The sequence below is a fragment of the Citrobacter sp. Cpo012 genome (assembly GCF_030333015.1).
GTDB lineage: Bacteria > Pseudomonadota > Gammaproteobacteria > Enterobacterales > Enterobacteriaceae > Citrobacter > Citrobacter portucalensis.
The window spans coordinates 76,525-94,474 of sequence record NZ_JAOWGR010000043.1; the positions used below are offsets into that span (position 1 = coordinate 76,525).

At 50.1% G+C, this 17,950-nt stretch carries 13 protein-coding genes; 5 read left to right on the top strand and 8 right to left on the bottom strand.

Features of this window, described 5'->3' with window-relative positions:
* Positions 1 to 17 precede the first annotated feature (17 nt).
* From OGX90_RS20230 to OGX90_RS20260, 7 genes are all read right to left on the bottom strand, one after another.
* Complete coding sequence (locus OGX90_RS20230) at positions 18 to 2,282, bottom strand: ComEC family protein (RefSeq protein WP_234692296.1); 2,265 nt, start codon at positions 2,280 to 2,282, stop codon at positions 18 to 20.
* A 206-nt stretch (positions 2,283 to 2,488) separates the two neighbouring features.
* Positions 2,489 to 2,773, bottom strand: a complete 285-nt coding sequence (gene ihfB / locus OGX90_RS20235; protein WP_003035780.1) for an integration host factor subunit beta — start codon at positions 2,771 to 2,773, stop codon at positions 2,489 to 2,491.
* A 159-nt stretch (positions 2,774 to 2,932) separates the two neighbouring features.
* Positions 2,933 to 4,606, bottom strand: coding sequence for a 30S ribosomal protein S1 (gene rpsA / locus OGX90_RS20240; RefSeq protein WP_003035776.1), 1,674 nt, complete (start codon positions 4,604 to 4,606; stop codon positions 2,933 to 2,935).
* A 113-nt stretch (positions 4,607 to 4,719) separates the two neighbouring features.
* Positions 4,720 to 5,403 (bottom strand): (d)CMP kinase, encoded by a 684-nt coding sequence (cmk, locus tag OGX90_RS20245; RefSeq protein WP_003831921.1) that lies wholly within the window; start codon positions 5,401 to 5,403, stop codon positions 4,720 to 4,722.
* 171 nt (positions 5,404 to 5,574) lie between these two features.
* Entirely contained in the window at positions 5,575 to 6,858 is a 1,284-nt protein-coding gene (gene aroA, locus OGX90_RS20250; protein ID WP_103015115.1) for a 3-phosphoshikimate 1-carboxyvinyltransferase, read from the bottom strand.
* Positions 6,859 to 6,928: 70 nt separating this feature from the next.
* Complete coding sequence (gene serC, locus OGX90_RS20255) at positions 6,929 to 8,017, bottom strand: 3-phosphoserine/phosphohydroxythreonine transaminase (protein WP_208744486.1); 1,089 nt, start codon at positions 8,015 to 8,017, stop codon at positions 6,929 to 6,931.
* Positions 8,018 to 8,229: 212 nt separating this feature from the next.
* Complete coding sequence (locus OGX90_RS20260) at positions 8,230 to 8,922, bottom strand: DUF421 domain-containing protein (protein WP_008784261.1); 693 nt, start codon at positions 8,920 to 8,922, stop codon at positions 8,230 to 8,232.
* 136 nt (positions 8,923 to 9,058) lie between these two features.
* Between OGX90_RS20260 and ycaO the strand changes: the two genes are divergently transcribed.
* The 5 genes from ycaO to OGX90_RS20285 all read left to right on the top strand — a co-directional run bounded on the left by ycaO (position 9,059) and on the right by OGX90_RS20285 (position 16,355).
* Entirely contained in the window at positions 9,059 to 10,819 is a 1,761-nt protein-coding gene (ycaO, locus tag OGX90_RS20265) for a 30S ribosomal protein S12 methylthiotransferase accessory factor YcaO (protein ID WP_234692295.1), read from the top strand.
* Between the two features lie 404 nt (positions 10,820 to 11,223).
* The gene (gene focA, locus OGX90_RS20270) at positions 11,224 to 12,081 is read left to right on the top strand and encodes a formate transporter FocA (RefSeq protein ID WP_003831909.1); all 858 of its coding nucleotides are present in this window, start codon (positions 11,224 to 11,226) and stop codon (positions 12,079 to 12,081) included.
* 59 nt (positions 12,082 to 12,140) lie between these two features.
* Complete coding sequence (gene pflB, locus OGX90_RS20275; protein WP_003035753.1) at positions 12,141 to 14,423, top strand: formate C-acetyltransferase; 2,283 nt, start codon at positions 12,141 to 12,143, stop codon at positions 14,421 to 14,423.
* 310 nt (positions 14,424 to 14,733) lie between these two features.
* Positions 14,734 to 15,474 (top strand): pyruvate formate lyase 1-activating protein, encoded by a 741-nt coding sequence (pflA, locus tag OGX90_RS20280; RefSeq protein ID WP_003035751.1) that lies wholly within the window; start codon positions 14,734 to 14,736, stop codon positions 15,472 to 15,474.
* 86 nt (positions 15,475 to 15,560) lie between these two features.
* A complete protein-coding gene (locus OGX90_RS20285; RefSeq protein WP_060682474.1) occupies positions 15,561 to 16,355 on the top strand; it encodes a PA3715 family protein in 795 nt (264 codons plus the stop codon).
* A gap of 54 nt (positions 16,356 to 16,409) precedes the next feature.
* On the opposite strand, the gene OGX90_RS20290 is transcribed toward OGX90_RS20285, so the two are convergent.
* Positions 16,410 to 17,831 carry an amino acid permease gene (locus tag OGX90_RS20290; RefSeq protein WP_003035749.1) on the bottom strand — a complete coding sequence of 474 codons (1,422 nt, stop codon included), beginning with the start codon at positions 17,829 to 17,831 and terminating at the stop codon, positions 16,410 to 16,412.
* Positions 17,832 to 17,950: the final 119 nt, after the last annotated feature.

Here is a 17,950-nt window from a genome sequence, read left to right on the forward strand (position 1 = left end):
TAGAATAGCCGCATATTCTACCCGTTATCCTCCGACACGCCAAACCACTGATGATACCAACGAGGTAAAATCTGATCCCGCATGCTGCGTATGCGCCAGTTTTTTTGATAAAAATCCAGCGTAATCTGTCCCTGATGGGGGGTATCCAGCCATTGATAATTTTGTTGCCGATAACGTTGCTTCACTTTCCAGGACGGCAGACGCCAGGCGTTGTAACGGGATGCAGAGGCGAGTGCGACCTGCCCGTCAACCCGCTGAATGAGTGCCAGTGATGATGAAGTATTGCTGCCATGATGTGGAACCTGCATCACCGTCGACTGTAGGTGCTGCCAATAGTGACTTAGCATTTTTTGTTCAGCAGGAGATTCGATATCACCGGTCAGCAGAATACTCTGATATCCGTCATCGACCTTAACCACGCAGGAGTGGTTATTCCCCTGGTCTGTATTTCCACGCACAGGCCAGTGCGCACTGAAGGTTAACCCTTGCCATTGCCAATGCTCTCCGCGAAAACACGGGAGATGACCTTTCCAGCTCAGCGGACTTCTTACCCATAGCGACGGCCAGGCTTGTTGTAAGGAGTGCAACCCGCCGCGGTGATCCATGTGCTCATGGCTTAAAATAATTCCTTCTGGCTCCAGATTATGCCAACGCAACCAGGGAATAATCAGCTGTTGTGCGCTATCGCCTTCGGGCCATGCCAGACCGGTATCGTAAAGCAGCGCTTTCCCATTTCGCGCGATCACCATCGCCAGCCCCTGCCCGACATCCAGCATATGCACTTGCCACACATCAGTACGCGGTGCACGCCAAAGCGGCCCACTCAGCAAAAGGAGCACAGAGAAACAGAGCACCGGTAGCGTACGCAAGATATTTAGTCGCCATGCGATAATCATCATTCCGGGTAAAAATGCCAACCATTGCCAGCGAGCATCAATATTGATCCACCCTTGAGGCAGACTTCTGAGCCCCCAAAATAGCAGCGCCAGAGAACGATCCGCTAGATACCACAGGCTTGATTCAACCATCACCGTCCCGGCTAAATGCATGATCATGCCTGCTAATATCAAGGGTACGGAAACAAACGTGACCAAAGGGACGGCAAACAAATTAGCCAGAAACGAGGTCAGACTAAAACCGTGAAACATTGCGATTTGCACGGGAAAAAGCAGAAGCGTAATACCCAATTGCAGATGAGCCAGCGCCAGAAATTGACGTCCAGCACGCGACAGCGGCCAGTCCGGGAGCGGTACCCATTGGTACCAGAACAGCAGTGCCGCAACGGCGGATGCAGACAACCATAGGCTTTGCGAAAGAACAGCAACAGGATCCACCACCACGATGGCTGCCAGACAGCAGATCCAGACCGACCATCCACTCCACTGCCTGCCGCTAAGTCTCAGCGCCCCCCAGACTAGCAGCGCAACAACCGTTCGTAATGCCGGGGGTTGCAGCCCCGTCAGCCAGGCATAAAATGTGGCGCAGACAATCCCACCCACTAATGGCATCTGCCAGCAAATCCACCTTGTTGGCATAAAAAACTGTCCAGCACGAATCAATCCTGCGGCCAGTAATGCTGCAAACGCAATATGCAGCCCGGAGATAGCCATCAAATGAGCCGTGCCGGTATCACGCATAATCGTTTTCACCTCTTGTGACACAGACAAGCGCTCTCCCATTCCCAGACCCAGTATGACCTGCTGCCAGGGAAAGTCGGTGAGTGCCGTTTTCAGCGAGGCGAGATACCGCGAACGCAAACTACATTGTGGTGTGATTACCGAAGCCTGCAAGAATCGTCCCGTCAGCGGTTGATGCTGCGCCAATGCGTAACGCTGGCTATCAAATCCGCCTTCGTTTAATTGACCGTGTACAGCGCGGACTTTCAACGTCATCGCCCATGTCTGACCCGCACAAACATCACCGGGTAAATACTGCCCGTACAAGACGATTCCTTGCGCAGGAAAGATTCGTTTCCCCTGAAGGTGAGTGATCTGGCCGTAGTGCGTTGTCATATTGTCAGTTCCGGTTATCCGCACAATGGCTTGCTGGGTTTTCGCAGGCAGCGTATTACCGGCCCACATAGCCTCTTTCGCGGCCAGGATTCCCCAAAGAAAAAACAGCAGGGTTAGTCCGGCGGAACGCATATATTTGTAGGGGAGAAAACAGAGCAGACATGCCAGACAAAATACAATGCCGATACACAACATGCCTGGCAGCATAGGTAATAGCATGAGTGGGAGAATGCCGAGTAATGCGCAGGTACTCACCGTTGTTATTTTCATCAATCACCTCCCTGTTACAGGGAGTGTGCAGTACTCTTCGACGGTTGTCTGGCATCAATTTATCGTTATACGACCTGAGTTCCGCAGACATTTAGTGATGGTTGTAACGTACAAATTAACTGGGATGAGGATTCCAGGATAGGTGGACAGAAATGAAAAAAGCACCCATTTGGGTGCTTTTCTCGGCGTTAAGTCTCGCTAAAAACTTAACCGTAAATATTGGCGCGATCGCGCAGTTCTTTACCTGGTTTAAAGTGCGGAACGTATTTCCCTTCCAGATCCACTTTATCGCCGGTCTTCGGATTACGTCCGGTGCGTGGTGCGCGGTAATGCAAAGAGAAGCTGCCGAAACCGCGGATTTCAATACGCTCGCCCTGCGCAAGAGTCGAGGCCATATGTTCCAGCATCTCTTTAACTGCATCTTCAACCGCTTTCGCGGGAATATGAGGTTGCTGGGTTGCAAGTCTTTCAATCAATTCTGACTTGGTCATGATTCCTCCGGTTCCTTAAAGGCATAATTAGCTGCTGCATTGATTAAGGGCGGCCGTAGCCGCCCTTTGTCATTGATTACAGGACGAATCCTGTAATCTGTCAAGCTACTCGTCACCCTTTGTGCAGTTAACAGCACAAAGGATTTAGAGCACTCGATATTACTCGCCTTTAGCTGCTTTGAAAGCTTCAGCCATTGCGTTGTTAGAGAAGTTAGCATCTTCCTGTTTGTTAACAGTTGCGATTGCATCTTTCTCATCAGCTTCGTCTTTAGCACGAACAGACAGGCTGATTGCACGGTTCTTACGATCAACGCCGGTGAATTTAGCTTCAACGTCGTCGCCTACGCTCAGAACCAGAGTTGCATCTTCAACGCGGTCACGTGAAGCTTCAGAAGCGCGCAGGTAACCTTCAACGCCGTCAGCCAGTTCTACGGTTGCGCCTTTAGCGTCAACTGCAGTGACTTTACCGTTTACGATTGCGCCTTTCTTGTTCAGTGCAACCCAGTTGTTGAACGGATCTTCTGCGAGCTGTTTAACGCCCAGAGAGATACGCTCACGCTCTGCGTCAACCTGCAGAACAACTGCTGCGATTTCGTCGCCTTTTTTGTATTCACGAACTGCTTCTTCGCCTGCAACGTTCCAGGAGATGTCAGACAGGTGAACCAGGCCGTCGATGCCGCCGTCCAGGCCGATGAAGATACCGAAGTCAGTGATAGACTTGATTTTACCTTCAACACGGTCACCCTTGTTGTGGGTTTCCGCGAACTGCTGCCATGGGTTGTTTTTGCACTGCTTCAGACCCAGGGAGATACGACGACGTTCTTCGTCGATATCCAGAACCATAACTTCCACTACATCGCCAACGTTAACAACTTTGGACGGGTGGATGTTTTTGTTGGTCCAATCCATTTCGGAAACGTGAACCAGGCCTTCAACGCCTTCTTCGATTTCAACGAAGCAGCCGTAGTCGGTCAGGTTGGTCACGCGACCAGTCAGTTTGGTACCTTCCGGATAACGCTTAGCGATAGCTACCCATGGATCTTCGCCCAGCTGTTTCAGGCCCAGAGATACACGAGTACGCTCGCGGTCGAACTTCAGCACTTTAACAGTGATTTCGTCGCCAACGTTTACGATTTCGCTCGGATGCTTAACGCGTTTCCATGCCATGTCGGTGATGTGCAGCAGGCCGTCAACGCCACCCAGATCAACGAATGCACCGTAGTCAGTGAGGTTCTTAACGATACCTTTAACTTCCATGCCTTCCTGCAGGTTTTCCAGCAGCTGATCGCGTTCTGCGCTGTTTTCGGATTCGATAACGGCACGACGGGAAACAACAACGTTGTTACGCTTCTGATCCAGCTTGATTACTTTGAATTCAAGCTCTTTGCCTTCCAGGTGCAGCGTGTCGCGGACCGGACGAACGTCTACCAGGGAACCCGGCAGGAACGCGCGAATACCATTCAGCTCAACAGTGAAGCCACCCTTGACTTTGCCATTGATAACACCAGTAACGGTTGCAGCTTCTTCGTAAGCTTTTTCCAGCGTGATCCAAGCTTCGTGACGTTTAGCTTTTTCACGGGACAGCAGGGTTTCACCGAAGCCGTCTTCTACTGCATCCAGAGCAACGTCAACTTCGTCACCAACCTGGATTTCCAGCTCGCCCTGGGCGTTTTTGAACTGCTCTGCCGGAATGGCGGACTCAGATTTCAGACCAGCGTCAACCAGTACTACGTCTTTGTCGATAGCAACAACAACACCACGAACGATGGAACCCGGACGGGTTTCGATTTCTTTTAAGGATTCTTCAAACAGTTGAGCAAAAGATTCAGTCATGTTTAATCTTCAGGTTTCATATTTAACGTCCACCTGGCTCCATGCCGGATGGGGTTGTTTAACATACCCGCTGTCAATCCATTGCAACGGGGGTACTGCAAATTCGGTCGCACTTAAGCGAGAGCCAGTTTTTGGCGCGCGTATTGTAACGCTTTTTCAATCACTTGCTCAATGCTTAATCGGGTTGAATCCAAAACTAAAGCATCAGCAGCGGGAACCAGCGGCGCTACAGCACGATTACGATCGCGATAATCGCGTTCTTCGATCTCGGCCAAAAGGCGTTCAAAGTTAACACTAAAGCCCTTCTCCTGCAACTGTAGCATACGTCTATGCGCACGTTCTTGCGAGGAGGCGTCCAGAAAAATTTTCACCGGCGCATCTGGGAACACCACGGTGCCCATATCACGTCCATCAGCAATCAGACCTGGGGATTCGCGAAATGCGCGTTGACGACGTAATAACGCTTCACGCACGCGGGGAAACGCCGCAACCTGAGAGGCGGCATTCGCTACTTCCTGAGTACGTATTTCACCGCTGACATCTTCACCTTCAAGAATGACTTCCAGGTTGCCGTCTGTTGAGATAAAACGCACATCAAGGTGTGAGGCAAGCGGTACCAGAGCATCTTCAGATGTGACATCAACATGGTGATGTAACGCTGCGAGCGCCAGTACGCGGTAGATCGCGCCTGAATCTAACAGATGCCACTGCAATGCTTCCGCCATTGCCTTGCACAAGGTGCCTTTACCTGCACCACTTGGGCCATCAATGGTAATAACCGGGGCAATTGCCGTCATCTTTTTCTCCTTAAACGGGCGTACATTAACGTGAACGCCGCGCATTATACGCGCCAACGCCAACGATCGTTATCTTTGTGTGAAAAATGCAGAATCATTGAAGCTGAGTGTAGAATAAATAGGCAATCGGAGATGTCAGAATGTGCCGCACCCGAAAGTGCGGCAATAAAATCAGGCAGATGTACTAATACGAGCCAACTGTTCGAAATAATCCGGGAAGGTTTTGGCGGTACATTTTGGGTCAAGAATGGTCACCGGCGTGTCAGACAGCGCCACCAGCGAGAAACACATCGCCATGCGGTGATCGTTGTAGGTCGCGATGTCCGCAAATTGCAATGTTGCAGGCGGGGTGATGCGGATAAAGTCATGCCCCTCTTCCACTTCCGCGCCCACTTTGCGTAACTCCGTCGCCATCGCGAACAGACGATCGGTCTCCTTGACGCGCCAGTTGTAGATATTACGTAATGTCGTGGTGCCTTTAGCGAACAGCGCCGCCGTTGCAATGGTCATCGCCGCATCAGGAATATGGTTCATATCCATATCCACTGCGTTCAACTCGCCGTGAGTACAGGCAATAAAATCGTCGCCCCATGTAATGGTTGCGCCCATTTTCTCCAGTACATCGGCAAAACGAATATCACCCTGCATGCTGTTGCGGCCAATCCCGGTAACTTTTACCGTACCGCCTTTAATAGCACCTGCCGCGAGGAAATAGGAAGCGGAAGAAGCATCACCTTCAACCAGGTATGCACCCGGTGACTGATACTGCTGCTGCCCCTTCACGACAAAGCGCTGGTAGTTTTGATTTTCAATTTCAACACCAAACGTTTTCATCAGGTTCAGTGTGATATCAATGTAAGGTTTGGATACCAGGTCACCTTTAATTGCGATCGTCGTATCCTGCGGCGCCAGCGGCGCAGTCATCAGCAACGCAGTGAGGAACTGGCTGGAAACGCTACCGTCTACCTCAACCTGGCCTCCGGTAAAGCCACCACGCAGACGTAAAGGGGGATAGTTTTCCTGCTCCAGATAGTCAATTTTGGCTCCGCCCTGGCGCAGCGCATCAACCAGATGGCCAATCGGGCGCTCTTTCATGCGCGGTTCGCCCGTCAGCACGATGTCATTGCTGCCCAGACATAACGCTGCGGCCAGCGGGCGCATTGCGGTTCCGGCGTTGCCAAGGAACAGCTCAACTGCACCTTCTGCGTGCAACGCACCGCCATTGCCAACTATCTCGCAGCGGGTACGATCGGCAGAAAGGGTATAGCTAATCCCTAACGCATTCAGAGCATTGAGCATATGGCGAACATCATCGCTGTCCAGCAGATTGGTCAGGACAGTGGTGCCATTGGCTAATGCAGCCAGCAGCAAAGCGCGGTTAGAAACACTTTTGGATCCAGGCAGATTGATGGTGCCATCCACCCGCGCAATGGGTTGTAACGTCAGGGATTCCATGAAACTCGACTCTCAAAAAACAGACATAAAAACCCCACAGACGGGCTGTGGGGATGAAAAGTACAGCAGATTAGCCTCGGCGGCGTTCGAAATCGACCATGAAATCGGTCAGTGCTTTAACACCTTCAAGCGGCATGGCATTGTAGATGGACGCACGCATACCGCCGACCACACGATGCCCTTTCAGCGCGTGCAGGCCCGCAGCAAAAGACTCTTCCAGGAACAGTTTATCCAATGCGCTATCAGCCAACTGGAACGGTACGTTCATGCGTGAACGGTTGGATTTCGCTACATCGTTACGGTAGAAATCGCTGTTATCGATTACGCCGTAGAGCAATTCCGCTTTTTGCTGGTTAATTTTATCCATCGCATTAACACCGCCCTGCTTTTTCAGCCATTTAAAGACCAGGCCAGACAGATACCAGGCAAAGGTTGGCGGCGTATTGAACATGGAATCGTTGTCATTCAGCACGGTATAGTCGAGGATTGACGGGCATGAGACATGAGCTTTACCCAGCAAATCTTCACGGACGATGACAATCGTCAGACCGGCCGGGCCGATATTTTTCTGTGCCCCGGCATAAATTACGCCATAACGGTTAACGTCAAGCGGTGCGGAAAGAATGGTAGAGGACAGATCCGCCGTGACCACAACGTTGCTGGCAAAATTCGGCGTTTCATCGATCGCAATGCCATCGATGGTTTCGTTCGGGCAATAGTGCAGGTATGCCGCGTTATCAGAAAGTTGCCATTCACTCATCGGCTTAACAGCACGCAGGCCGTCCACGGTGACTTTGGCATCAATAACGTTTGGCGTGCAGTATTTTTTCGCTTCTTTAATTGCGCTGGCGGCCCAATAACCGGCATCGACGTAATCCGCGGTGGTTTTATCGCCCAGAATATTTAACGGGATACCCGCGAACTGCCCGCGACCACCGCCATGGCAGAACAACACTTTATAGTTGGAGGGGATGCTGAGAAGATCGCGAAAATCCTGCTCCGCTTCCTCTGCGACCTGGATGAATTCTTTGCCACGGTGGCTAATTTCCATCACTGACGTGCCAAGACCGTTCCAGTCACAAAGATCCTGTTGAGCCAGTTTAAGTACTTCTGCCGGTAACATTGCCGGACCTGAACTAAAATTGAAGACCTGAGCCATTTCCCCTCACCACGTTGTGTTGTTGTCCAATCAACATCCTGTCATTGACGATAATCCGGTGACAGACATTGGTATAAGTTATTCCTGTGGATATCGGTTTTATCATTCAGTGACACGCGCCGCAATGGGTAAAACTGGCAAGGGTAAAAATGTGTCATCGGTCACACAACAGAATCTATCGGATTGACGGGTAAAAACCGAGATTTTTGCTGTCAGGTAACCCGTTTTGCCCGGCTGGCCTTCGACCATTCTGGATTTGCACAGCGCGGACATAATTGATGATCTCCGGCCTTCATTTGCACCACTTCGCTACAACGTATGCAGGCATAGTCCCCTGCTTCAGGTATTACTTTAAATCGTTGCGTACAACGTTTAGGCAGAATACTGAGCCCCGGCTTTACGTCTTCATCGGCAAAGAAGTAGACGCTGATTTGCCCATTCGTCTCCAGAATAGCCAGTTTCACTTGTCCCAATTGCTCCACGCCGTTCAAACGCAGTTCCATAAAGAATTCAAATTCCGTCATATTGGCGCTATTGAGCTTTGACCATGCCAGCTCGCCGTCTTCAATGATCACGACGGGTTTGCCCTCCAGCAGGTCCTCCATTTTTTCACTATGCGCCATTAGCCACATTACCAGCCGATACAGCACAGCAAGAGTAATAAAGACCACCAGCACCGGCAGCATCGGAACATCGTCATAAAACGCCACGTCTCCCGCGGCGGAACCCAGCGTAAGGATGATAAGGACTTCAAAAAGCGACATCTGGCGTACGCCACGACGTCCGGTGATTTTTAAAAACAGAAAAACCAATATAAAGGTGTAAAGGCTGCGTAGCGCAACTTCCCCCAGAAAATCCATGGGCACCTTATCAAGCGCCATACGGTGTAAATCGAAAGCTTTCATTAATATGCTCTAAACGTGATTGGCTGTAAGAAAGCATAGCCAATGCTTTTATTTACGCATGGGCTCCGGCGACGATAGCGCCGTTCATTGAAACCCCGTATCATTGCGCGCTTTCCGTACGACAAAAGTGATTTTCATGACGCAAACATTTATCCCCGGCAAAGATGCCGCTCTGGAAGACTCCATCGCTCGCTTCCAGCAAAAATTGCTCGACCTCGGTTTTCAAATTGAAGAAGCTTCGTGGTTGAATCCCGTCCCTAACGTCTGGTCTGTACATATTCGCGACAAAGAATGCGCGCTGTGCTTCACCAACGGTAAAGGCGCGACAAAAAAAGCGGCGCTGGCTTCTGCGCTGGGCGAATACTTTGAGCGTCTGTCGACTAACTACTTCTTTGCAGATTTCTGGCTGGGCGAAACTATCGCCAATGGCCCCTTCGTACATTACCCGAACGAAAAATGGTTCCCGCTGACTGAAGAAGACGATGTTCCAGAAGGTTTACTGGATGCGCGTCTGCGTGCATTTTACGATCCAGATAACGAACTGACCGGCAGCATGCTTATCGATCTACAGTCTGGTAATGAAGAGCGTGGCGTCTGTGGCCTGCCGTTTACCCGCCAGTCTGATAACCAGACCGTCTACATTCCGATGAATATTATCGGCAACCTGTATGTTTCTAACGGCATGTCTGCGGGTAACACACCTAACGAAGCTCGCGTTCAGGGCCTGTCTGAAGTCTTTGAGCGCCATGTGAAGAACCGTATTATCGCCGAAAGCATCAGCCTGCCGGAAATCCCGGCCGAGGTGATGGCGCGCTATCCGGCAGTGGTGGAGTCCATCGCCACACTGGAAGCGGAAGGTTTCCCAATTTTTGCCTACGATGGCTCGCTGGGCGGCAAGTATCCGGTGATTTGCGTTGTCCTGTTCAACCCGGCCAACGGTACCTGCTTTGCCTCCTTCGGCGCACACCCGGATTTCGGCGTTGCGCTGGAGCGTACCGTGACTGAACTGCTGCAGGGCCGTGGTCTGAAGGATCTTGATGTCTTCACCCCACCGACCTTCGACGATGAGGAAGTGGCAGAACATACCAACCTTGAAACTCACTTCATCGATTCCAGCGGTCTGATCTCCTGGGATCTGTTCAAGCAGGATGCCGACTATCCGTTCGTTGACTGGAATTTCTCCGGCACCACGGAAGAAGAGTTCGCCACCCTGATGGCCACCTTCAATGCTGAAGATAAAGAAGTGTATATCGCTGACTATGAGCACCTGGGCGTTTACGCGTGCCGCATTATTGTTCCGGGAATGTCTGACATCTATCCGGCTGAAGACCTGTGGTTAGCCAACAACGCTATGGGCACCCATCTGCGTGAAACCATTCTCTCTCTGCCAGGCAGTGAGTGGGATAAAGAAGACTACCTCAATCTGATTGAACAGTTGGATGAAGAAGGTTTTGACGACTTCACCCGCGTGCGCGAGCTGCTCGGTCTGGCGACCGGTGCGGATAACGGTTGGTACACCCTGCGTATTGGCGAGCTTAAAGTGATGCTGGCGCTGGCCGGTGGCGATCTGGAGCAGGCCCTGGTGTGGACCGAATGGACGATGGAATTTAACGCCTCCGTCTTTAGCGCGGAACGTGCAAACTACTATCGCTGCCTGCAAACATTGTTGCTGCTGTCTCAGGAAGAAGACCGTCAGCCGCTGCAGTATCTGAACGCATTCGTCCGCATGTACGGCGCTGAGGCGGTTGAAGCGGCAAGTGCAGCACTGAGTGGTGAAGCGCCGTTTTATGGACTTCAGCCAGTAGACAGCGATCTGCACGCATTCCCGGCACATCAGTCTCTGCTGAAAGCCTATGAGAAATTGCAACGTGCGAAAGCGGCACACTGGTCAAAATAGTGACAAACGACTTGCCTCGAGTAGGCTAAATGTATTGTCTGAGCTATATTACGGGGCGCTTAAAGCGCCCCGTTTTTTATTTTGGTCAAACCAAAAAATAAATGTAAAAACAAGGTTAAATATTAGTAGTTGATATTAAAAAAATTAGCTTATTAATGTGGTTTTTTATCTCAATTACTCCATTTTAATTAACCGTCCCATAGGAGGCTGAAAGAAAAAATTCAACTCACTTTATAATTTTTAAAATTTATTTTTATATGGATAATCAACATGTTACACCGTAATCGCATAAAAACCATGCGTCTTACGGGCCTATAAGCCAGGCGAGATATGATCTATATCAAATTCTCATCTATAATGCTTTGTTAGTATCTCGTCGCCGACTTAATAAAGAGAGAGTTAGTGTGAAAGCTGACAACCCTTTTGATCTTATTCTACCTGCTGCAATGGCCAAAGTTGCCGAAGAAGCAGGCGTCTATAAAGCAACGAAACATCCGCTTAAGACGTTCTATCTGGCAATTACTGCCGGTGTATTCATTTCAATTGCCTTTGTTTTCTATATCACCGCCACAACCGGCACTGGTACTATGCCTTTCGGCATGGCGAAATTAGTAGGTGGTATCTGCTTTTCCCTGGGGCTGATCCTTTGTGTTGTCTGCGGTGCAGACCTCTTCACTTCAACCGTACTGATCGTCGTTGCTAAAGCCAGTGGTCGTATTACCTGGGGTCAGTTAGCGAAAAACTGGCTTAACGTTTATGTCGGCAACCTGATTGGCGCCCTGATCTTTGTGTTACTCATGTGGCTTTCTGGCGAGTATATGACCGCCAACGGCGCATGGGGGCTCAACGTTCTGCAAACAGCCGACCACAAAGTGCACCATACTTTTGTTGAGGCAGTGAGCCTTGGTATCCTGGCTAACCTGATGGTGTGTCTGGCCGTATGGATGAGCTACTCGGGCCGCAGCCTGATGGACAAAGCGTTTATCATGGTATTACCGGTAGCAATGTTTGTTGCCAGCGGTTTTGAGCACAGTATCGCAAACATGTTTATGATCCCTATGGGTATTGTAATACGCGATTTCGCCACCCCGGAATTCTGGACCGCAGTTGGGTCTTCTCCGGAGAATTTTTCTCACCTGACCGTGATGAATTTCATCACCGATAACCTGATTCCGGTTACGATCGGTAACATTATCGGCGGCGGTTTGTTGGTCGGGTTGACATACTGGGTCATTTATCTGCGTGGTAACGATCATCATTAATCTGTTGATGCCCATTACACGCAGTAAATAAAAAATCCACTTAAGAAGGTAGGTGTTACATGTCCGAGCTTAATGAAAAGTTAGCCACAGCCTGGGAAGGTTTTACCAAAGGTGATTGGCAGAATGAAGTAAACGTACGTGACTTCATTCAGAAAAACTACACTCCGTATGAGGGTGACGAGTCCTTCCTGGCTGGCGCAACTGATGCGACCACTGCACTGTGGGACAGCGTTATGGAAGGCGTTAAACAGGAAAACCGCACTCACGCGCCTGTTGACTTTGACACCTCCGTTGCTTCTACCATCACTTCTCACGACGCTGGCTACATCAACAAAGCGCTCGAGAAGATTGTTGGTCTGCAGACTGAAGCTCCGCTGAAACGTGCGATCATTCCGTTTGGCGGCATCAAAATGGTTGAAGGTTCCTGCAAAGCGTACAATCGCGAACTGGACCCGATGCTGAAAAAAATCTTCACCGAATACCGCAAAACCCACAACCAGGGCGTATTCGATGTTTACACCAAAGACATTCTGAACTGCCGTAAATCCGGTGTTCTGACTGGTCTGCCAGATGCGTATGGCCGTGGCCGTATCATCGGTGACTACCGTCGCGTTGCGCTGTACGGTATCGACTACCTGATGAAAGACAAATACGCTCAGTTCGTCTCTCTGCAGTCCGATCTGGAAAACGGCGTAAACCTGGAAGCAACTATCCGTCTGCGTGAAGAAATCGCTGAACAGCACCGCGCTCTGGGTCAGATCAAAGAAATGGCTGCTAAATATGGCTGCGATATCTCTGGTCCGGCTACCAACGCTCAGGAAGCTATCCAGTGGACTTACTTCGGCTACCTGGCCGCAGTTAAATCTCAGAACGGTGCAGCAATGTCCTTCGGTCGCGTATCCACCTTCCTGGATGCTTACATCGAACGTGACCTGAAAGCAGGCAAAATTACCGAGCAAGACGCACAGGAAATGATCGACCACCTGGTCATGAAACTGCGTATGGTTCGCTTCCTGCGTACTCCTGAATATGATGAACTGTTCTCCGGTGACCCGATTTGGGCAACTGAATCAATCGGTGGTATGGGCGTTGATGGCCGTACTCTGGTTACCAAAAACAGCTTCCGCTTCCTGAACACCCTGTACACCATGGGTCCTTCTCCGGAGCCGAACATCACTGTTCTGTGGTCTGAAAAACTGCCTCTGAACTTCAAGAAATTCGCCGCTAAAGTGTCCATCGACACCTCTTCTCTGCAGTACGAGAACGATGACCTGATGCGTCCGGACTTCAACAACGACGACTACGCTATCGCTTGCTGCGTAAGCCCGATGGTTGTTGGTAAACAAATGCAGTTCTTCGGTGCGCGTGCAAACCTGGCGAAAACCATGCTGTACGCAATCAACGGTGGCGTTGATGAAAAACTGAAAATGCAGGTTGGTCCTAAATCTGAACCGATCAAAGGCGACGTTCTGAACTTCGACGAAGTTATGGATCGCATGGATCACTTCATGGATTGGCTGGCTAAACAGTACGTCACCGCGCTGAACGTTATCCACTACATGCACGACAAGTACAGCTACGAAGCCTCTCTGATGGCGCTGCACGACCGTGACGTTATCCGCACCATGGCGTGTGGTATCGCTGGTCTGTCCGTTGCTGCTGACTCCCTGTCTGCAATCAAATATGCGAAAGTTAAACCGATTCGTGACGAAGACGGTCTGGCTATCGACTTCGAAATCGAAGGCGAATACCCGCAGTTTGGTAACAACGACTCTCGCGTTGATGACATGGCGGTTGACCTGGTAGAACGTTTCATGAAGAAAATTCAGAAACTGACTACTTATCGTAACGCTATCCCGACTCAGTCTGTTCTGACCATCACCTCTAACGTGGTTTATGGTAAGAAAACTGGTAACACCCCAGATGGTCGTCGTGCTGGCGCGCCGTTCGGACCGGGTGCTAACCCAATGCACGGTCGTGACCAGAAAGGTGCTGTTGCCTCTCTGACCTCCGTTGCTAAACTGCCGTTTGCTTACGCTAAAGATGGTATTTCTTACACCTTCTCTATCGTTCCGAACGCACTGGGTAAAGACGACGAAGTTCGTAAGACCAACCTGGCTGGTCTGATGGATGGTTACTTCCACCACGAAGCGTCCATCGAAGGTGGTCAGCACCTGAACGTGAACGTCATGAACCGCGAAATGCTACTGGATGCGATGGAACATCCGGAAAAATATCCGCAGCTGACCATCCGCGTTTCTGGCTACGCAGTACGTTTTAACTCCCTGACTAAAGAACAGCAGCAGGACGTTATTACTCGTACCTTCACTCAGACCATGTAATTGGTTTTGACTGAAATCGTACTTTAAAAAGCGTACAATAAAGGCTCCACGTAAGTGGGGCCTTTTTAATAGCCTGCTTTGTCAGCTATCTATACTTATATACTCGATGGATTTCGAGTTGCATTGAGGCGGCAACGGAGTGAATCCCCTGGAGCGTACAGAAGTACGTGACTGGGGTGAGCGAAGGAAGCTAACAAAGATGCATCTTGAAAGACGAAAAGTATGGATAGCAGCCAAAACAGACTCGACACAGTTAATAACTGTGCACTAACACTGGCCCCGGATGGGCCACACCTGGAGAAACACCGCAATGTCAGTTATTGGTCGCATTCACTCCTTTGAATCCTGTGGCACTGTTGATGGCCCGGGCATCCGCTTTATTACCTTCTTTCAGGGCTGCCTGATGCGCTGCCTGTATTGCCATAACCGTGACACGTGGGATACACACGGCGGTAAAGAAGTCACCGTCGACGAATTAATGAAAGAGGTGGTGACCTATCGCCACTTTATGAACGCATCCGGCGGCGGCGTGACGGCGTCTGGCGGCGAAGCTATCCTGCAAGCTGAATTCGTACGTGACTGGTTCCGCGCCTGTAAAAAAGAAGGTATTCATACCTGTCTGGATACCAACGGTTTTGTTCGCCGCTACGATCCGGTGATCGATGAGCTGCTGGAAGTCACCGATCTGGTCATGCTCGATCTCAAACAGATGAACGATGAAATCCATCAGAATCTGGTCGGCGTATCTAACCATCGTACGCTGGAGTTCGCGCGTTACCTGTCAAATAAAGACATCAAAGTGTGGATCCGCTATGTTGTCGTACCTGGCTGGTCTGATGACGATGACTCCGCACACCGCCTCGGCGAATTTACCCGCGATATGGGTAACGTTGAAAAAATCGAGCTGCTGCCTTACCACGAGCTGGGCAAACACAAATGGGTGGCAATGGGCGAAGAGTACAAACTGGATGGCGTCAAACCACCGAAGAAAGAGACCATGGAGCGCGTGAAGGGCATTCTCGAGCAATATGGACATAAAGTGATGTATTGAGTTTTAGCCACCACGAAACGGCTGCCCTGAACGGCAGCCGTTTTGCTATCTAAGCGACAACCACTCGAATTAAAGGAAAGGACGCCATGCGGTTATTCATTTCTGGCATGTTGCTGTTATCTGCCCAATACGTAAATGCCGCCAGCAACTGTGATATCAACGCCATTGTGCAACATGCGTGGCCAGATGCAAAACCGACAGCGGAAGGCAAGCTACTCACACAACATAATCAGGTTATCGATATCACAGGTAACTCACCGCAAAGCGCAATTTGCCGTGTCTGGCCAGCCCACCCGGAACTGACCCTAGCGGCGATTCCGCTGATGGCACAACAATATAGCGATTACGATCGCATTGGCGATCTGGAGCTTCTGGTACTGGATTCCACAAACCTCGACGTAAAACAGCGGCTACGCCTGCCCGAACGTATGAATGACGATGCCATTCAAATTACCGGTCTGGCGTTGGATACTGCGCGCTGGAAAGTTACCCCAGATCAGACCGCATTTGGCTTACGAGTCGCCCGCACCGGCAGTTCCCGTGTAAATCCTTTTAGTGAAGATGCGCTATCGCTGTTTGTTATTGAAAATAATCAACTACGGGCGGTATTAAACGGAATCGTACTTGAGAATAGCACCGGTGAATGGGACGGGAACTGTGTGGGAACATTCCACGATATTAAACGCACCCTTGCCCTTGCGCCTGATTCACATAATGGATACTTCGATATTCGGGTAAACGAGAAAAACGTGGAATCAACGGCCTATACAGACGCCAACGAGCAATGCGCATCAAAGGATAAACCGGGGAAAGCCAGTTGGGTACTGCGTTATGATGGCAAACAGTATGCCATCCCAAAAGAACTGTCCCCGTTGTTTTGAGAGGCAAAGCAGGAGATAGCATCACTATCTCCTGCTCTTCTGCCACACTTGTCTTTAGCGTCCTCTTCTCGCCAGTAGCGGGAAAATCAATCCCAGTCCAACCAGCACAAATGGCGTCACGATATTCAGCGTGAGCTGGAATGTCCACTCAGGGGTAAAGGCTTCCATTTTCGGGAAAATCCCGGTCAGACAGGCAAATGCGGTAAAGGCAAAGCACCAGATCCCCACGGTCATCGCAAGCGAGCGGTTGCGAATAAAGACATATTCCGATTTATATTTTTGCGCCAGGCGAATAACGGCAATGAACGCCACAAACACCCATAAATAACGCAATGGCATCACGACAGAGTTAAGATTCAATAGCCATTTATACAGGTTGTTCATGTCGCCAATTCCCAGTGTTGGCAACATAATCAAAATCGCCACCAGCACCAGCGTCAGAATATAACCATTTACCGGCGTACCGGAAGCGTTGGTTTTACACAGGCTCTCGGGAATATATTTACGATCAGCATCCCCCAGCAGAACTTTAAGCGGTGCATCAATAGAAAATACCAATGCCGCAATCTGTCCCAGCGTATTGGCAATCGCGTAAATAACCATCAGCGAATTACCCATACCATAATACTCACCCAATTTCTGGAAGGCGTAATATTGACCATTCGTCATCAGGTCATCTGGAATATGCCGGGAGTCAAACATCATTCCCATAGCCAGCGACCCGAGAATCGCGCATACCGCTACCATAACAGCCAGAACGAGCATCCCTTTTGGAAATTCTTTGCCCGGATTACGTGTCTGATTAACGTATGGCGAAATTTTCTCCGCACCGCCCACGGCAAATACCAGCATGGAGATCGTAGTAATGTAGGTAAAATCGATGTGCGGGATAAACGATTCCCAGGTGATATTGGTTGTCGCTATTTGCACATCCGTAATTGCAGGCGCGGTTACCGCCATCACGACATACAAAATGGACATCACAAACATCGCGATGCCTGCAACTGACCCAACAATTTTCAGTGACTTCATGCCACGGGACGCAACCCACATGAAAAAGACAAACAGCGCCAGCGTCAGCCCCTGCAACGCCACGACGGTGTACTCTTTAATCAACGAACCATCGCCCTTCAGCGCCCATCCCAGCGCAATCAGAATAGCCTGCGGTTTTTGCGCCAGATAAGGTATATGAACAACCCAATAGGTCCAGGCAGCAAGATAGGCCAACCCTGGCCCCATGGTATGTTTAATCCAGGTACTGACGCCGCCTTTACCCTCTTTAAAGGTTGAGCCAAGCTGCCCGACGATCAACGCATAAGGAATAAAATAGAGCGCGAAAATAAATATCCAGGAGGAGACAACAACCAATCCCTGATTAGCATAGTTGTTAACGACGTTGCCAAAACCCCAGACGGTAATAAATGACATTAATGCAATGTTGTACCATCGCAATTGTTTTTCCTGCACACCAGCCATACGCAATCCTTTGTGGAAGCTTTTTGATTATCAATATATGAGGCGTGGGATTATGCGCGGTAAAATGAGCGAGCGGAAACGGCAGGATGTAAAACTATAACCTTCTGCACACTTTATTT